Here is a 17,189-nt window from a genome sequence, read left to right as displayed (position 1 = left end):
CTTAGAGAGTTTTGTCAATATAAAGTGAAATTACTTAACATAGAATCATTTTGTGTTATCAATGGACATAGTAAATTCTCAAGTTTCATTTGCATATGAAAGTAGGAATACTGGCAGGAGGGTTGGGAACCCGTCTATCTGAGGAAACGGTAGAAAAACCGAAACCAATGGTAGAAATAGGTGGTAAGCCAATTATGTGGCATATTATGATGAATTATGCCCACCACGGCTTCCAAGATTTCGTCATTGCTTTGGGATATAAAGCAGAAGTCATCAAAAAATATATGGTGGACTACTGTTCCCTCAACAGCAATTTAACCGTGAACCTCCGCCAAGGAAAGGTGCAGATGCACGGGGGATATAAACCAGATTGGAACGTAGATTTAATTGATACTGGTTTGCATACCAATACTGGTGGAAGAATCAAAAGATTAGCACCCTATATGGGTAATGAAACCTTCATGCTCACCTGGGGGGATGGAGTTTCCGATATTAATCTGCAAGAATTACTAGCATTCCATAAATCCCATGGCAAGCTAGCTACCATGACAGCAGTACGCCCACCATCTAGATTTGGTCATCTAGAACTTGAGGGAGACCAAATCTACGAATTCTCAGAAAAACCACAAACCAAAGAAGGATGGATTAATGGAGCCTTCTTTGTGTTGGAACCAGAAATATTTGATTATATTCCTGGAGATGACACTCAATGGGAAAAAGAACCATTAGAGTCCTTAGCCAAAGATGGACAATTAATGGCATATAAATACACAGGCTTCTGGCAATGCATGGATACCTTAAGGGACAAGCGGAGGCTAGAAAGTTTGTGGTCAAGTGGTAATGCACCTTGGAAAACTTGGGAGGAACCAGAAGAAAATGCGAGTACTACTAACGGGACACAAGGGTTACATCGGAACGATACTCGCGCCCATGCTGGTAGCGAAAGGGCATGAAGTAGTTGGTTTAGATAGCGACTTATACGCAAACAGCACCTTTGGCGAAGGATTGCCAGAAATACCAGAAATCAGAAAAGATATCCGTGACATCCAACTAGAAGATGTAGAAGGGTTTGATGCTGTATTGCATTTAGCTGGATTATCTAACGATCCCTTGGGCAATCTCAACCCCGACCTCACCTATGATATTAACCACCAAGCATCGGTGAAATTGGCACAGTTGAGTAAACAAGCAGGAGTTAGTCGTTATATCTTCTCTTCTTCTTGTAGCAACTATGGTGCAGGTGGGACTGACTGGTTAACCGAAGAATCAGCTTTTAATCCCGTCACTCCCTACGGTATTTCTAAGGTTAAGGTAGAACAAGACGTTGCTCAATTAGCAGACGACAACTTCTCTCCTACCTTCCTGCGTAATGCCACTGCCTATGGGGTATCACCGAGATTACGATTTGACTTGGTATTAAATAATTTAGTAGCTTGGGCCTTCACCACTGGTAAAGTATTTATTAAAAGTGACGGTACACCCTGGAGACCGATTGTTCACATTGAAGATATCTCACGGGCATTTGTTGCTGTCATGGAGGCACCAAGGGAATTGATTCACAATCAAGCTTTCAATGTCGGACGTAATGAAGATAATTACCAGATTCGGGATATTGCCAACATCGTTGAAAAAACTGTTCCCGGCTGTCGCATTGAATATGCCCAAGGTGTAGCACCTGATACCCGTTGCTATCGCGTGGATTGCAGCAAAATAGTTAATACCCTACCAGATTTCCAACCTCAGTGGAATGCCACAAAGGGAGCACAAGAACTTTACAACGTGTATAAACAAGTTGGGTTAACCCTGGAAGAATTTGAAGGACCGAAGTATCAACGAATTGCCCACATTCAAAAACTACTACGGGAATCTCGCTTAGATAACAATTTACGCTGGCGGACTGAAGCAGCTGTGTAATCCAATTTGAGGATAATTTCACATCCCTGATATTTCCATTTTTAACAATGTTGCAATCCTGAATTGTGTAGGTGTGCTTTTGTTGAAGCTAAAGTATTCAACCCAAGGTTAATACCAGGCTTACCAATTCAGGATTGCAAATATTTATCAGCCAAGTATGAATGCGATACGCGAAGGTGATAGGAGTAGACTTTAATGCCCAATTCTCAGCCCATCTGCCGTTCTTGTGGTAATCCAGATTTGGATTTAATTATTGATTTTGGTTATACTCCCCTAGCGGATAGACTTTTAACCACAGACCAATTAGAAAAACCGGAATATACAGCTTTATTAGATTTAGCATTTTGTCCCCATTGTGGACTGGTACAGATTAATGAAACAGTACCGCCAGAAATCCTTTTTTATGACGATTATCCTTATTTTTCTTCCATATCACCCTCCTTACTCAAACATTTTGGTGACAGTGCTCAAGCAATTATTCAATCCCGACCATTAGATAGCAATAGCTTAGTGATAGAGGCTGCTAGTAATGACGGGTATATGCTGAAAAACTTTGTAGAAAAGGGCATCCCCGTATTAGGAATTGATCCTGCAGAAAAACCCGCAGCAGTGGCTAACGAAGCAGGAGTACCTACCATGTGTACTTTCTTCACCAAGGATTTAGCAATTAAGTTGGTGGAGGAAGGTAAACAAGCTGATGTATTCTTGGCTAATAATGTCTTGGCTCACGTTCCTGATTTAAATGGTTTTGTGGCTGGATTTGGTACCTTACTCAAAGATACTGGGGTTGCGGTAATTGAAGCCCCTTATGTGGTAGATTTGGTTGACCATTGTGAATTTGATACAATTTATCACCAGCATTTATGTTACTTTTCAGTCACAGCTTTGGATAAATTATTTCGTAGACATGGTTTGTGTTTAAATCATGTGGAACGGACAAAAATTCACGGTGGTTCTCTACGGTTATTTATTGAAAAGAAAGAAGCAGTGCAAGACTCTGTAAAATCATTGTTGAGCATGGAGTCAGAGCGCAAAGTAGATAGGATTGACTACTATCAAGAATTTGGCGATCGCATTGCTGAAGTTAAGAAATCTTTACTAGATATTCTCTGGGATTTGAAGCGCCAAGGTAAGAAAGTTGTTGGTTATGGTGCAGCTGCAAAAGCAACGACATTGCTAAGTTATTTTGATATTAATAAAACCCTATTGGATTATGTTGCTGACTTAAATCAGTTTAAGCAAGGTCGGTTTATGAGTATCAATCATTTACCGATTGTGCCACCATCTCAAATTCTAGAAGATATGCCTGATTATGTATTAATTCTGGCTTGGAATTTCGCAGAAGAAATTATCCAACAACAACAAGCTTATCAGCAAAAGGGTGGTAAGTTTATTGTGCCTATTCCTCACCCCAAAATTGTATAGTAAAAGTTTTTACTAATTAGGAGTCAGAATTAATTATCAAGATTATGGCTCCTAAATATAGCAATGGACATATTAATTAGGACAGTATTATTCGACTCAAAGACTGTCAACTATCAACTACCAACTAACAACTATCAACAGCAAAAAATTGGAGATAACATTAATGACTGGTAATCAACTACTATCAGAGCCGGCAAAATCAGCAGCTAAATTGGCAGAATATACTTGCCCTAATTGCGGACACAAAGGATTATCCTTATTCTATGAAGTACCTCAAGTTCCCGTCCATAGCTGTTTAATGATCTCCAGTCAAGAGGAAGCACAGAAGTTTCCTTGTGGTGATGTTGTTTTAGGCTTTTGCGATCATTGTGGTTTCATTACCAATATTGAATTTGATCGCAAATGGTCAGCCTACGCTCCCAATTACGAAGACCAACAAAGTTATTCTCCCACATTTAATAAATTTGCCCTAGAGTTAGCCAACCGTTTAGTTGAAAAATATGACCTCCGCAACAAAGATATTGTGGAAATTGGTTGCAGCAAAGGTGATTTTCTGCTGTTATTGTGTGAATTAGGCAACAATCGCGGTGTAGGTATTGACCCCAGCGTAGTTCCCGGAAGAGTTAACAGTGAAGCTGCTGAACGGGTAACTTTCATCCAAGACTATTACGGCGAGCAACACGCCAAATATGTCGGTGATTTTATTTGTTGTCGCCATACCTTAGAACATATTCAGCCCACCTTTGAGTTTATCAGCACCGTGCGCCGTTCCATTGGCGATCGCCACATTCCTGTACTATTTGAAATTCCCGATACTAACCGCGTCCTCAAAGATATGGCATTTGAGGACATTTACTACGAACACACTTCCTATTTTACCCCTGGTTCCTTAGCTCGATTATTCCGTGCTTGTGGGTTTGAAGTCACCGACTTATATCGGGATTATGGTGACCAATATTTATTTATTGAAGCTATTCCAGTCGCCACACCCTCAGATAAGATTCATCCTTTTGAAGAAACCCTAGAACAAACAATCGAGGATGTTAAATACTTCGCTAACAACATTCAGAACAAACTGAATGATTGGAAACAGAAGCTAGAAACTATGCAAGCGGAGGGTCAAAAAGTAGTTGTTTGGGGTTCTGGCTCCAAATGCGTTGCTTTTCTTACTACCCTAGATACCATTGACAAAATTCAATATGTGGTTGATATCAATCCCCACCGTCATGGTAAGTTTATTCCTGGAGTGGGTAAGCAAATTATGTCTCCAGAATTTTTGAAAGAATATCAACCCGATACAGTGATTGTCATGAATCCTATCTACTGTGAAGAAATTCAAAAAATGCTGGATCAGATGGGAGTATCAACAAAAGTTATTCCTTTGTAATCATTAAATCCTATAATTTAGCTCCTCGACTTTTGCAATAAGTCGAGGAGCTGTACATAAGTAAACTTTTTGCATATTGTTTAGTTAAAAAAATAAGATATAAATTCATGACAAATCTGTCTCAACATATCTGTCCCGTATGCGGCTCCGACCATTTTGAAATTTTTTTTGAAATGTTAGAAGTGCCTGTATTTTGCAACGTATTATGGCCAGAGCAAAAAGCTGCACAAAATTGTCAGAAGGGAGATATTAAACTAGCTTTTTGTCCTAGTTGTGGGTTTATCGGTAATGCAACTTTTGAACCATCACTTTTGGACTATACACAAGCTTATGAAAACTCCTTAGATTTTTCCCCCAGATTTCAAAATTATTCCCAATCTTTAGCTAAAAGATTAATCGAAAATCATGATTTAAATAATAAAAACATTATTGAAATTGGTTGTGGCAAAGGCGAATTTTTAGTTTTACTCTGTGAATTAGGTAATAACCAGGGAATCGGATTTGACCCCACCTATGTTCCTCTCCCAGAGCATCAAAAGGTTAAAGATAAAATCACATTTATTCAAGATTATTACTCCGACAAATATGCAGATTACGCCAGTGATTTTCTTTGCTGTCGGCATACCTTAGAGCATATTCCTCAACCAACTATACTATTAGAAAATCTCCGTCAAGCTATTGGCAATCGTAGCAATACAGCTATCTTTTTTGAAGTTCCTAATGGTTTAGATACATTCCGAGATTTGGCTATCTGGGACATTATCTACGAACACTGCTGCTATTTCGCTCCTGTATCCTTATCCTACGCCTTTGCATCCACTGGATTCCGCGTACAGCAAACTTCTGATGAATTTCGTGGTCAGTTTCTCTGTTTAGAAGCAGTTCCAGGAGAAAGCACCAAGGAAATGAGCGAACAACAAATTGGTGATTTGCAACAACTAACTGCGGATATTCAAACCTTTAGTCAAAGATTTACCAGCAAGGTGGAAACTTGGCAGAGTAAACTGGAATACATCAATCATAAAGACCAACGAACCGTAGTTTGGGGTGCAGGTTCTAAAGGTGTTACCTTCTTAAATTTATTGAAAAATAAAAATCAGATTGACTTTATTGTAGACCTCAACCCCCGGAAACAAGGAATGTATGTAGCTGGAACGGGTCAGAGAATTGTTCCTCCGGACTTCTTACAGGAATATCAACCAGAACTAATATTAATTATGAATCCTGTTTACGAGCAAGAAATCCGTCAAATGACGGCAGATATGGGCTTAGATGCTGAATTTGTATGTGTTTAGCCTTCTTTAACTAACACTGCATCCCCTTCCACTTTCACAAGGTAACTGGGCATGGGTTTGCTGGCTGGACCTTTTGTCACCTTTCCATCAATCCCAAATTCAGAACCATGACAGGGACAGAGGAATTTTTTGCTGTCAGATTCCCATTCCACGGTACAGCCTGCATGGGTACATTTAGGGTTAACAGCAGTCAGATTACTATCTTGAGATTTACCCACAACCAACACTGGACCTATGGGTGAGTTTTTTGCTAGTAATTGACCCTTACTATCCAAATCTGCAACTGAACCAACCTTTTGCCAATCTCCAGATGCATTAGATGCATTAGTGGTACTACTTTTATTATCTGGAGAGCAAGCTGCGATCGCTACTGGTAAACTAGTGGCTATACAACCAACACCAACCAAACTTAAAAAATCACGCCGATTCATAACTGTTACAAACTCAGTTTACGATAAGCCCATTTGTCTCAGAATATCAGTATTCGGTGTTATTTTAAGACGAAAATATTTGAATATAGCAATAAGACTTATAACGTCACGCACCAACTACCGATTGTTACAATTGCGTAAGTCCTGTACTTATACCAATTTGAAAAAAGAATGGGACAGATGGGTAGGGAACATCTACAATCTTTCAATATATAAAAGTATTTTACTGGTGCCGTGCCCTGACGAAGAGTTTATATGTCGCAAACATTATTTGAATTGGTATTACAAAGAAGAATAAGGATAATTTCGACTTTCATATCATGTCCGCCTGATTACTTATGATATAGCCATCCATGCAAAAATCACCAAAGCTCTTTCTCCCCCTGCTCCCTGCTCCCTGCTCCCCTGCTTCTTACTGACGTTTCATATCCAGGTTCAGCAATGTCTAGATTGTTATGTCAAAATAATTATTATTGGCATTTTTACTGATTTATGGTGTGGAATCGGGGAAAGAAATTATTCGGTAATCGCTACGTCATAGAATCAAAGCTGGGTGAGGGGGGAGTTGGTATTACTTACCTGGCGAACAATAGACGTGGGGAACTGCGGGTAATCAAAACCCTGCGGGAAGAAATATTAAACGATCCTGCTTGGCAACCACATCAAGGTAAACTCAGGCAAGATTTTAAAGATGAAGCATTAAGACTTTCCTTTTGTCGCCATCCTCATATCGTAGAAATAGAGAACTTATTTGATGATGCTAGCTTTCCCTGTATGGTAATGGAATATATTCAGGGAGAAGATTTAGGAAAGATAATAACTAAAAAAGGTGCATTATCAGAAGCTGAAGCACTGCTATATATCCGGCAAATTGGCGAAGCATTAACCGTTGTCCATGAAAGAGGCTTGCTGCATCGGGATTTAAAACCCAGTAATATTATGATGCGTCAGGGAAAACAAGAAGTGGTGTTAATTGACTTTGGTATTGCTAGACAATTTATCCCTGGTTCCGTACAGCAACATACGCAAAGTCTTACCCCTGGTTTTGCACCACCAGAACAATATGTACCTGATGGAGAAAAGGGAGAATATATTGATGTTTATGCTTTAGTTGCTACATTATATTCTTTGGTAACAGGGCAATTACCTATGCCTGTAACAGCAAGATTACAAAATATTCCCCTGACACCACCTCAAGATTTAAATCCCGGCAACAATATTAGCAATAGGGTGAATGAGGCAATAATGAAGGGGATGGCATTGAATTATCAGTTTCGTCCTCAATCGGTAGAGGAATGGTTAGATATGTTAGGTGCGGGAACTGTTCCGCCAACGCAACCTGTAAATAATCTCAAACCTAATCAGCCACAAACGAAAGCAGCAACTACACAACCCAGTCAGAAAAGTGTTAGTGTTCCTCCTGCAAAGCAATCTGTAAATAATCCCGTATCGCAACCACAGCCAAAAACCCCACCAACTACTCAGCCTAGTGTTGGTTTACCCCTCAAAACCTTTTCCTTTGAAACTGTGACTGTGAATGCAAAGGGAGAAATCATTAACCGCCGCAACTTGCAAGCAAAGTATTTTGTAGAAGATTTGGGTAATGGTGTCACCTTGGAGATGGTGCAGATACCAGGGGGAACCTTTAAAATGGGTTCTCCAGAGAGTGAGAAGAATAACTTTGATATAGGAAGACCCCAACATCAAGTCACAGTCAAACCCTTCTTCATGGGGAAATATGTAGTCACCCAAGAACAGTATCAGGTGATTATGGGTAAAAATCCCTCACACTTTAAAAACGAAAGTACAAAATGGTTGTTTGGTAGGGAGAATAGGAATAAGAATAGACCTGTAGAACAAGTATCCTGGTATTATGCAGTGGAATTTTGTATCAAGTTATTAAAAGCTACAGGGAAAGAATATAGATTACCCAGTGAAGCAGAATGGGAATATGCTTGTCGTGCTGGAACCACTACACCATTTTACTTTGGGGAGACTATTACCACCGATTTAGCAAACTATGAAGGGACTTATACATATGCTTCTGCACCTAAGGGTAAAGATAGAAAGCAAACCATAGATGTAGGAACATTTCCACCCAATGCTTTTGGTTTATACGATATGCATGGGAATGTTTGGGAGTGGTCTGCAGACCATTGGCATAGTAACTATGAGGGATTACCAAATGATGGCAGAGTATGGTTAGGAAATGGTAATGATTATCGTTCTCCTCTGCGGGGCGGCTCCTGGGCTAACCTTCCTTCTTACTGCTGCTCTGCGTACCGCATTAACGTCCTTAGGGCGGGGCACGATGACATCAACTTCAATATTGGTTTTCGGGTTGTGTGCGCGTTTGGGAGGACTTATTAATAGCCCTTTATCCTTTTCCCCTCTTCCCCTTTACACTTCTTCACTTTTCCCTCATCCGCCTTCGGCGGAAAAATTTGTTTCCCATAAACCAGTTTCCTTTTTGCAAAAAGCTTGAAATGGGTATAGGGTTTCAGCTTAAAATATAAGGCTATATCTGTAATTAATTAGCAGTCATAGCACACAGCAAATAGCCCATGTTTTGACTGCCAAAATGCTCCCTCAGCCGACTTGGCGACAATGAAACATACCCTTTCCGTACTTGTAGAAGATGAATCGGGAGTTCTCTCCCGTATTGCTAGTTTATTTGCCCGTCGTGGTTTTAATATTGAAAGCCTTGCTGTTGGACAAGCTGAACAGGGAGGCGTATCCCGTATTACTATGGTTGTACCTGGTGACGATCGCGTGATTGAGCAACTCACAAAACAACTATATAAGCTCGTTAATGTGCTCAAGGTGAATGATATTACCGAAGTCCCCTGCGTAGAAAGGGAATTAATGTTGTTAAAAGTCAATGCAACTAGTAGTACCCGTTCTGAGATTGTGGAACTAGCGCAGATTTTCCGCGCCCGAGTGGTAGATGTAGCTGAAGACGCCTTAACCTTGGAAGTTGTTGGTGATCCAGGTAAAATGGTAGCGATCGTTCAAGTATTACAAAAATTTGGTTTGAGGGAAATCGCCCGTACTGGTAAAATCGCTCTCACCCGTGAATCTCGTGTAAATACTGAGTTTCTCAAATCTTTGGAAGCAAAAGTTTGATCCCAATGTCAGTGCAGTGAAAAAAGCCTCAGTGCCAATCAATTGTAAGGGCGCAATGCTTGCGTCCTTACAATTGGTAAAATTATTTACTAACTCTTTCACAATCTAAAATCCAAGATGGCATCATGTAGAGCGTAAGATGAATTACTGTTTCAGATTAAAGACCTGTCAATTAACTGTTTACTTATTATAGGATGGATTGAGTATTGCAAAGCTTGGGGCTGGCTACGATGGCTAGGTATACGTGTTCTTTTACTCTTTCTATCCCTTTCGAGCGTCTTCAACCATTACAGATAGAACTTCTGCAAGAATGCGGTTTAGATGTCGTTTACTACACATCCGATTATATTATGGCTCGTGAGGTGCCTGGTAATGTTCCCTTTTCTAGGCTAGTAGTTGTAGAAATTTTAATTGATAAATCCACAGCTACAGAAACAGAAACTAGGATGAATATGGTGATCAAAAATGATGAACTACCACTTCAACTTGATAATCACTGTCGGCAAATTTTTACATATATTAAACAAGCGGTTGAAGATTGTCGTCATTGGCATTTGATTGAAAGTTTTGCTGGATAAACAAACTCATTGATCAACTACAAATGTGGATGAATAGAGTCCTATCTTGCTCCATACTTAAACCAATATGTTTAACAGAAAGTTAAGAGAGGAATTTACTTAAATCAAATTCCTCTGTTTGCTGTTCTGTATTAAACCTCTGAGAGCTTAACAGTAATAAAATTCTCTCTGAATAGTCAACGGCTCCCCGTAATTCTGCTTGTAATATTTCTAATCCACCATTGGCATATTCTTCAAAAATATGGTTACGCTGAACCTCATACTCTTCTTCCGTCAGGGATAGTATATCTAGATGTTGAGTTTCCGTAATTCCCAGCAATTTAATTAACCAATCATGTCCCATTGATGTGAAGTGTTCCAACCTAATGGGTGATGGTTCGCGCTTCGATATTTCCCCCAGAGTAACCCGCTTATTATGTTTTGCACCCAATGCAGCAGCAAAAACAACCACATCAGCAAAAGTCTTGAAAGGACCAGTACCCCCATCACCTGAAGTCAAAGCCTTAACCAACTCAGCCTTATCTTTTGCGACTCTGATTCTTCCAGTTTCTGCCATACAATTTTAGATTTTAGATTTTGGATTTTGGATTAACTCTATCTTAATGGAGCAATTCATCTCCCGTTACAGTCACCAGACTTAGCGGGAGATGAATTGCGACCAGTATAAAACTGAGCCTTTGGGAATCATTGTTTAGGTTGTTCTTGTATTCTCAATTTGCCTCACCACAGTCAGGGCTGAATAACTTACCCCAGCAGTACCTTCACCGGGATGGGTAGAGTCACCAACTAACCATAAGTCCTTGATGGGTGTACGATTGGCAAAACCAAAGGGACCAAAAGTGGATAATCTTTGACCAATACCACCCACTATACCTTTATTTCTAGCTGTAAATCTAGCAAAGGTCAGGGGCGTGGCTGCTTCTTGATAGATAATTGTTTCTGGCTGAAGATGGAAGAATTGAGCAAGGCGAGAAATGGCATCTTCTGTATATTGGTATTTTAATCCTTGATAATCCTCTGTCTCCCACCAAGGTTCTGTATCTACGAAAGAAGAAGCAATAATTGTCGCTTTTCCTTCAGGAGCACGTCCATCTCCTGGATGACTAACAGATACAAACAGGGAGTTATTTTCCCCAATTGGTTTATGGGCATCGTACATAAATTGTAGGTGCGGCGGACAGTCAGGGGGAATGGCACTGGCATCTACCCCCAAATATATTACAAATGCACCGGATGCTGGAGGGAGTTTTTTCACCCTTCTTTGATACCCATGAGGAACTTGATCACCCAGTAATTTGACTAAATCTTGAACAGTTACATTCGCAACTACGTGATCTGCTGTTTCTGTCCAAACTTCCCCAGTTTTTTGGTTACGAATTACTACCCCTGTGGCTTGACCACGGTCAACTTTAATACTTTCCACGGAGTGACCCATTAGTAACTTACCACCATCCCTTTCCAAGGTTGCAACTAAGCGATCGCTCAACACTTGCATACTACCTTGAAGATGATACAATCCTTGTGGCTCTTGGGAGACACCCAAGGCTGTAGCGGCATATAATAAGGCTGTCTCTTCGGCATTAACCTGGGAATATAACTTCAATTGCAAATCTAAAAAAGTCCGCAAGCGGTGGTCATTTGCCAAACCACAAAACCGTAGGGCATCACCCACGGTAAATAAAGTATAGGGAATAGTAATAAATGTACTTGGGCGCACTGCCTGAGTTATTTGTAATAAATCCCACAAATTCCGGGGTGGAAGTACTGGGTCACGTCCTTGAAATTTCCAACTAGCTTTAAATAAATTTGCCAGCAATTTCCAGAAAGTCTCGCTACCAGGAAACTGTCTTTGCCTTTCTTGCTGCCATTTTTGTGGATCTCGCCAAACGTTGATGGGTGTGGATTCTCCGGGCAAATATACCGCACAAGCAGGATCGCAAGGTGTGGCTGGGGGTAAATCTATTCCTAATTCAGTAAAAATACGGTGATGAATGCCTCCTGGTTCTAAACCTGCTACTTGAGTTGCCCCCACATCAAAGGTAAAGCCTTTACGTTTGAAAGTAGATGCACAGCCTCCAGGAACAATTGCTGCATCCAACATTAACACGTCGTAACCTCTACGAGCTAACAGTGCCCCTGTTGTCAGCCCACCAATTCCAGCACCAATCACAATTACACGGGCTTTCTGTTCGCCAATACGCTGATTTGGCATTGATATTATATTTTAATTTTCTTAACATTACTTATTATTATTTTACAACTTTTTGGAGTCACTGGATTAGTCAGGAAAAAGGTATTCCTTACAAAGAGGCAGGGGAGCAGGGAGCAGGGGGAGTGTGGGAAGTGTGGGAAGTGTGGGAAGATGAGGAAATTTAATTCTTTATTACTTGATCATTCCATCACTCCCTCACTCCTTCACTCCTTAACTCCCTATTTTCAAGCCAGATTAGAGTTGAGCAATGATTGGGATAATTTCCTTGGGGTCAGCTCTTTGGGTATAGTCTGTATTGACGTAGGCGTAGCGAATTATACTTTCTGGATCGATCACATAAGTGGCTGGAATGGGTAGCTGGTAACTTTCGTCACCATTTTGCTTTGGTAAATCAATACCAAATTGCTCATAAATCCTACGTAATTCCGAGTCAAGGGTAAAGACTAAACCATATTGGCGAGCGACATTCAGTCCGGCATCACTGAGGACAGCAAACTCCAGTTGATTTTTCTCTGCTGTAGATAGAGAATTATCCGGAGTTTCTGGAGATATAGCCACTAGGGAAGCATTGTATTGTTCTAATTCAGGTAGCGATCGCTGTAATGCTCTTAGTTCAAGGTTACAGTAAGGACACCAACCACCACGATAGAATGTCAGTAAAACTGGACCTTTTGCTAGTAGTTCTTGCAAGTTGATAATGTTACCCACAGGGTCAGGAAGTTGAAAATTGGCAGCTTTATCCCCTACACCCAAGCTGTTTGTAGCGATACCGGAATTTTCTAGTTCCGTTGCTTTTTGCAGGAATATATCTGCTATTTCTGCGGGTAAATTTTGCACTACCTGGGCTTTTTGCTCGGCTAGTTGTTCAGTTAGAGATAGAGAAGAATTAATGTTAATCATTACAATTTTGGATTTTGATTATGTTGTATTGATATGATGTCCGCCTGATTACTTATGATATTGCCATCCATGCAAAAATCACCCAAGCTCTTTCTCCCTCTGCTCCCCTTCGGGTTGCGCCACTTGCTACAACGCAACGCAGTGGCTTACCTGCTCCCTGCCCCCTTGCAGTCTTAATGATAAGCATTTAATCGGACATGGTATGACCTCGCATGTTGGTCAATTTCCAAACATAGTATAAAAAATTGACAATATTGACTCAAGAGGGTCAACAATAACCATAGCTACCCAGGTATGGAGTCTTCCTAATTTATGCAACCGATTCGCACTTTCAATGTTTCTCCTTCTTTACCTCAACGACTGGAACCCCTACGAAAACTTGCATATAACTTGCATTGGGATTGGAATGTCGAAACAAAGGACTTATTTCGTCGTTTAGATCCCGATTTATGGGAATCCAGCCATCATAATCCGGTGTTAATGCTCGGCACTATTAGCCAAACGCGGTTGATGGAAGTTGTGGAAGATGATGGCTTTTTAGCCCAAATGGATCGCTCACTTGTACAGTTAGAGGAATACATGAATGAGCGCACTTGGTACCAAAAACAACGCCCCAATCATCAACCAGAATGTTATGCCTATTTTTCGGCAGAGTTTGGACTAACGGATTGTTTACCAATCTATTCCGGTGGTTTAGGGGTATTAGCTGGGGATCACTTGAAATCTTCTAGTGATTTGGGCTTACCATTGGTGGGTGTAGGATTACTATACCAGCAAGGTTATTTTGCTCAGTATTTGAATGTGGATGGTTGGCAACAGGAACGTTATCCCATCAATGATTTTTACAATATGACTTTACATCTGGAGCGCAACCCAGATGGTTCCGAATTACGGATTGAGGTGGATTATCCAGGACGGATCGTATATGCCAGGGTATGGCGCGTACAGGTAGGTAAAGTGCCACTGTATATGTTAGATACCAATATTGAGCCCAATAATCCTTACGACCACGATATCACCGATCAGCTTTACGGTGGTGATACAGATATGCGCATACACCAGGAAATTATGCTGGGTGTGGGTGGTGTAAGGATGTTGAAGGCACTGGGATATAATGTCACTGCCTACCATATGAATGAAGGTCATGCAGCCTTTTCTGCCTTGGAGCGTATCCGCATGTTGATTCAGGAAGAAGGGCTGAATTATGCTGATGCCAGACAAGTTGTGGCATCTACAAATATTTTTACTACCCATACCCCAGTACCCGCAGGTATTGACTTGTTTCCCCCAGATAAAATTTTGTATTACTTGGGACATTATGTAGATATTTTTGATTTCCCCAAAGACCATTTTTTGGCATTGGGACGGGAAAACACAGGTGATTTATCCGCACCTTTTAGTATGGCGGTATTGGCGCTGAAAATGGCGGGATTTTCTAATGGTGTGGCACAGTTACATGGTTCAGTTTCCCGACAAATGTTTAAAGGCTTGTGGCAAAATGTACCTGTACAGGAAGTCCCCATTAAAGCAATTACCAATGGCGTTCATGCTCGCAGTTGTGTAGCCAAATCGACCCAAGAATTGTACGATCGCTATTTAGGGCCTAATTGGTCATCAGCACCATCAGATAATCCCTTGTGGGATCGGATGGATTCGATTCCCGATGAAGAATTGTGGCGCAATCACGAACGCTGCCGTCTGGATATGATATTGTATGTCCGGGATCATTTAGTCAAACATTTGCGCGATCGCGGTGGTTCCGCTTCCGACATTGCCCAAGCCCAAGAAGTCCTCGATCCCTATGCCTTCACCATTGGTTTTGCCCGACGTTTCGCTACCTATAAACGGGCAACTCTGTGGATGCGAGATTTGCAGCGCATTCGGGAAATTTTATTGGGAGACAAACAGCGCAAAGTACAATTTGTGATTGCAGGTAAGGCACACCCCAAAGATATACCTGGAAAAGAACTAATCCGGGATATCAATCACTTTATCCGGGAACAAGGTTTAGAAAAGCAAGTGGTATTTGTGCCTAACTATGACATTCATATATCAAGGTTGATGGTAGCTGGTTGTGATATTTGGTTAAATACACCCCGTCGTCCCCGAGAAGCTTCTGGTACTAGTGGGATGAAAGCAGCGATGAACGGCTTACCCAATGTCAGTGTCTTAGATGGTTGGTGGGATGAAGCCGATTACGTGAGTACAGGTTGGGCAATTGGACATGGGGAAATTTATGACGATCCTAATTACCAAGATGAGGTAGAGGCAAATGCCCTTTATGATTTGCTAGAAAAAGAGGTTGTGCCTCTATTTTACAATCGCGATGAAGATGGTTTACCCCGCCATTGGATTGCGAAAATGAAGAATGCTATTCGCTTAAATTGTCCTTTCTTCAACACCTCACGGATGTTGGCAGAGTATGCTCAAAGGGCATATTTCCCAGCCAGCGATCGCTATTATACCCTGACCAGCAATCAATATACTCCAGCTAAAGAATTAGCAGCTTGGAAAGCCAACCTCAACGACCATTGGTACAACATCAAAATCAAAGATATTGATGTTTCCCTAGGTATGGATATTGAAGTTAATCAAACCGTTAACGTCAAAGCAACCTTAGACCTGGCAACCTTAACTAACAATGACGTGCAGGTGGAAATCTATCAAGGTGCGATCGATGCTAATGGTGATATTGTTAATGCCGTAGCAACGGTGATGAATTATCAAGGTGAAGATAACCAGGGATTAAGTATTTACACTGCTGATATAACCTACACCACCTCTGGTTTCCAGGGTTTATCTTTACGGGTACTACCAAAAAATAAATATTTGGCTAATCCCTATGAACCTAGGTTAATTGCTTGGGCTGAGTAGGAAAGAGGGAAAGGGGGAAGAATGGATTATTTCATTTTTCCCTACTCTGTTGATGTGAGAAATAAGCGATCGCTTTACGTAACCTCAGTTCGGTTTAAGGAATTGGTCTGTTGTGACAAGGCAGGAGGCAGGAGGCAGGAGGCAGAAGGGTTGAATTTAGGTCATAATGCATAGTTTAAAATCAATCCTCAAAACTATAACCATTAATTATTTACTCTTTCCTATTCCCTGTTCCCTGTTAAGAGTTCCCGACCTTCTACCAGATTTTCTTATCCCGAACTCAGGTTACGTAGGGTCTGCTGAATAACTGAAAAATATTGATTTATCAATGCTTTGAGGCTACTTTATTGGGGACTTTGTGCAAGGAAATTAGGATTTTAGGTTTAAAATCCTTGCATCTGTTATTTTTTCTGGCAAAAAGAATAGAAATAAAGAGGCACCGAACTACTCCCTACTCCCTACTCCCTACCCCCACCAAAAAACTTTTTCAGCAAGCCCTACGTATATGGTGTTAAGCCTAGTTTGATACGGAAATCGTCGTCATATTTTGCATTTTCCCAATTGTTGGCAGATTGGACTTGTTGTGGAGTTAGGTTTATAGCACCCATGAAGTCCGCATCTTTGAGGTAGGCACCCTTGAGGTCGGCTTCTATAAGGTCAGCACCCCTGAGGTCAGCACCCCTGAGACCAGCTTCTATGAGGGAAGCACCCCTGAGGTCAGTACCTCTGAGGTCAGCACCCCTGAGGTCAGCACCCTTGAGGTGAGCACCCTTGAGTTCGGCAAAGCTGAGGGAAGCACCCCTGAGGTCAGCACCCCTGAGGTTAGCACTCCTGAGGTCAGCTTCTATGAGGTCGGCAAAGCTGAGGTCAGCACCTCTGAGGTTAGCTTCTACGAGGTCGGCTTCTATGAGGTCGGCAAAGCTGAGATCAGCACCCCTGAGGTCGGCACCCTTGAGGGAGGTACCCTTGAGGTTGGCACCCCTGAGGTATCGCTTAACTAAATGATTAAAAGTTCCTAGTTCAATAACATCACTGTAGTTAATTAAG

At 41.2% G+C, this 17,189-nt stretch carries 16 protein-coding genes; 11 read left to right on the top strand and 5 right to left on the bottom strand.

The annotated features are described in order from the left end of the window. Window positions 1-95 precede the first annotated feature (95 nt). The 5 genes from rfbF to CALSC_RS20195 all read left to right on the top strand — a co-directional run bounded on the left by rfbF (window position 96) and on the right by CALSC_RS20195 (window position 6,021). Entirely contained in the window at window positions 96-953 is an 858-nt protein-coding gene (gene rfbF, locus CALSC_RS20215; protein ID WP_088243079.1) for a glucose-1-phosphate cytidylyltransferase, read from the top strand. Continuing rightward, window positions 877-1,914, top strand: coding sequence for an NAD-dependent epimerase/dehydratase family protein (locus CALSC_RS20210; RefSeq protein WP_088243078.1), 1,038 nt, complete (start codon window positions 877-879; stop codon window positions 1,912-1,914). The genes rfbF and CALSC_RS20210 overlap by 77 nt, the downstream gene beginning before the upstream one ends. Before the next feature lie 195 nt (window positions 1,915-2,109). Continuing rightward, complete coding sequence (locus CALSC_RS20205) at window positions 2,110-3,339, top strand: class I SAM-dependent methyltransferase (protein ID WP_088243077.1); 1,230 nt, start codon at window positions 2,110-2,112, stop codon at window positions 3,337-3,339. Between the two features lie 163 nt (window positions 3,340-3,502). Continuing rightward, a complete protein-coding gene (locus CALSC_RS20200) occupies window positions 3,503-4,726 on the top strand; it encodes a class I SAM-dependent methyltransferase (RefSeq protein WP_088243076.1) in 1,224 nt (407 codons plus the stop codon). Window positions 4,727-4,833: 107 nt separating this feature from the next. Beyond that, the gene (locus tag CALSC_RS20195; RefSeq protein WP_088243075.1) at window positions 4,834-6,021 is read left to right on the top strand and encodes a class I SAM-dependent methyltransferase; all 1,188 of its coding nucleotides are present in this window, start codon (window positions 4,834-4,836) and stop codon (window positions 6,019-6,021) included. Here the strand turns inward: CALSC_RS20195 and CALSC_RS20190 are convergent. Next, window positions 6,018-6,452 (bottom strand): QcrA and Rieske domain-containing protein, encoded by a 435-nt coding sequence (locus tag CALSC_RS20190; protein ID WP_088243074.1) that lies wholly within the window; start codon window positions 6,450-6,452, stop codon window positions 6,018-6,020. The genes CALSC_RS20195 and CALSC_RS20190 overlap by 4 nt on opposite strands. 492 nt (window positions 6,453-6,944) lie before the next feature. Here CALSC_RS20190 and CALSC_RS20185 point away from each other — a divergent pair, with 492 nt between their 5' ends. The 3 genes from CALSC_RS20185 to CALSC_RS20175 all read left to right on the top strand — a co-directional run bounded on the left by CALSC_RS20185 (window position 6,945) and on the right by CALSC_RS20175 (window position 10,156). Beyond that, window positions 6,945-8,822, top strand: coding sequence for a bifunctional serine/threonine-protein kinase/formylglycine-generating enzyme family protein (locus CALSC_RS20185; protein WP_088243073.1), 1,878 nt, complete (start codon window positions 6,945-6,947; stop codon window positions 8,820-8,822). Window positions 8,823-9,059: 237 nt separating this feature from the next. Continuing rightward, the gene (ilvN, locus tag CALSC_RS20180; protein ID WP_088243072.1) at window positions 9,060-9,578 is read left to right on the top strand and encodes an acetolactate synthase small subunit; all 519 of its coding nucleotides are present in this window, start codon (window positions 9,060-9,062) and stop codon (window positions 9,576-9,578) included. 230 nt (window positions 9,579-9,808) lie between these two features. Further along, window positions 9,809-10,156, top strand: coding sequence for a hypothetical protein (locus CALSC_RS20175; RefSeq protein ID WP_088243071.1), 348 nt, complete (start codon window positions 9,809-9,811; stop codon window positions 10,154-10,156). Window positions 10,157-10,238: 82 nt separating this feature from the next. Here CALSC_RS20175 and CALSC_RS20170 read toward each other — a convergent pair whose 3' ends face one another. Then, the gene (locus CALSC_RS20170) at window positions 10,239-10,712 is read right to left on the bottom strand and encodes a DNA phosphorothioation-associated protein 4 (RefSeq protein ID WP_088243070.1); all 474 of its coding nucleotides are present in this window, start codon (window positions 10,710-10,712) and stop codon (window positions 10,239-10,241) included. Window positions 10,713-10,847: 135 nt separating this feature from the next. Next, on the bottom strand, window positions 10,848-12,368 hold the full coding sequence (crtD, locus tag CALSC_RS20165) for a C-3',4' desaturase CrtD (RefSeq protein ID WP_088243069.1): 1,521 nt from the start codon (window positions 12,366-12,368) through the stop codon (window positions 10,848-10,850). On the opposite strand from crtD, the gene CALSC_RS26645 reads away from it, so the two are divergent. Then, window positions 12,362-12,532, top strand: a complete 171-nt coding sequence (locus tag CALSC_RS26645) for a hypothetical protein (protein ID WP_159460655.1) — start codon at window positions 12,362-12,364, stop codon at window positions 12,530-12,532. The two genes, crtD and CALSC_RS26645, sit on opposite strands and share 7 nt — an antisense overlap. Before the next feature lie 70 nt (window positions 12,533-12,602). Here CALSC_RS26645 and CALSC_RS20160 read toward each other — a convergent pair whose 3' ends face one another. Beyond that, on the bottom strand, window positions 12,603-13,268 hold the full coding sequence (locus CALSC_RS20160; protein WP_088243068.1) for a peroxiredoxin-like family protein: 666 nt from the start codon (window positions 13,266-13,268) through the stop codon (window positions 12,603-12,605). Window positions 13,269-13,580: 312 nt separating this feature from the next. On the opposite strand from CALSC_RS20160, the gene glgP reads away from it, so the two are divergent. Beyond that, the gene (gene glgP, locus CALSC_RS20155; RefSeq protein WP_088243067.1) at window positions 13,581-16,142 is read left to right on the top strand and encodes an alpha-glucan family phosphorylase; all 2,562 of its coding nucleotides are present in this window, start codon (window positions 13,581-13,583) and stop codon (window positions 16,140-16,142) included. Between the two features lie 21 nt (window positions 16,143-16,163). Next, on the top strand, window positions 16,164-16,316 hold the full coding sequence (locus CALSC_RS26640; protein WP_159460654.1) for a hypothetical protein: 153 nt from the start codon (window positions 16,164-16,166) through the stop codon (window positions 16,314-16,316). Between the two features lie 323 nt (window positions 16,317-16,639). Here CALSC_RS26640 and CALSC_RS20150 read toward each other — a convergent pair. After that, window positions 16,640-17,189: pentapeptide repeat-containing protein (locus CALSC_RS20150; RefSeq protein ID WP_143288319.1), on the bottom strand; the 550-nt coding region annotated here is incomplete at its 5' end.

The organism is Calothrix rhizosoleniae SC01 (genome assembly GCF_900185595.1).
GTDB lineage: Bacteria > Cyanobacteriota > Cyanobacteriia > Cyanobacteriales > Nostocaceae > Calothrix_A > Calothrix_A rhizosoleniae.
This window is presented reverse-complemented; position numbering and strand designations above follow the sequence as displayed.

What these genes read in the sequence shown, in the direction of transcription:
- rfbF (WP_088243079.1), top strand. Translation starts at nt 96, where the DNA reads ATGAAAGTAGGAATACTGGCAGGAGGGTTGGGAACCCGTCTATCTGAG.
- CALSC_RS20210 (WP_088243078.1), top strand. Translation starts at nt 877, where the DNA reads ATGCGAGTACTACTAACGGGACACAAGGGTTACATCGGAACGATACTC.
- CALSC_RS20205 (WP_088243077.1), top strand. Translation starts at nt 2,110, where the DNA reads ATGCCCAATTCTCAGCCCATCTGCCGTTCTTGTGGTAATCCAGATTTG.
- CALSC_RS20200 (WP_088243076.1), top strand. Translation starts at nt 3,503, where the DNA reads ATGACTGGTAATCAACTACTATCAGAGCCGGCAAAATCAGCAGCTAAA.
- CALSC_RS20195 (WP_088243075.1), top strand. Translation starts at nt 4,834, where the DNA reads ATGACAAATCTGTCTCAACATATCTGTCCCGTATGCGGCTCCGACCAT.
- CALSC_RS20190 (WP_088243074.1), bottom strand. Translation starts at nt 6,452, where the DNA reads ATGAATCGGCGTGATTTTTTAAGTTTGGTTGGTGTTGGTTGTATAGCC.
- CALSC_RS20185 (WP_088243073.1), top strand. Translation starts at nt 6,945, where the DNA reads ATGGTGTGGAATCGGGGAAAGAAATTATTCGGTAATCGCTACGTCATA.
- ilvN (WP_088243072.1), top strand. Translation starts at nt 9,060, where the DNA reads ATGAAACATACCCTTTCCGTACTTGTAGAAGATGAATCGGGAGTTCTC.
- CALSC_RS20175 (WP_088243071.1), top strand. Translation starts at nt 9,809, where the DNA reads ATGGCTAGGTATACGTGTTCTTTTACTCTTTCTATCCCTTTCGAGCGT.
- CALSC_RS20170 (WP_088243070.1), bottom strand. Translation starts at nt 10,712, where the DNA reads ATGGCAGAAACTGGAAGAATCAGAGTCGCAAAAGATAAGGCTGAGTTG.
- crtD (WP_088243069.1), bottom strand. Translation starts at nt 12,368, where the DNA reads ATGCCAAATCAGCGTATTGGCGAACAGAAAGCCCGTGTAATTGTGATT.
- CALSC_RS20160 (WP_088243068.1), bottom strand. Translation starts at nt 13,268, where the DNA reads ATGATTAACATTAATTCTTCTCTATCTCTAACTGAACAACTAGCCGAG.
- glgP (WP_088243067.1), top strand. Translation starts at nt 13,581, where the DNA reads ATGCAACCGATTCGCACTTTCAATGTTTCTCCTTCTTTACCTCAACGA.
- CALSC_RS26640 (WP_159460654.1), top strand. Translation starts at nt 16,164, where the DNA reads ATGGATTATTTCATTTTTCCCTACTCTGTTGATGTGAGAAATAAGCGA.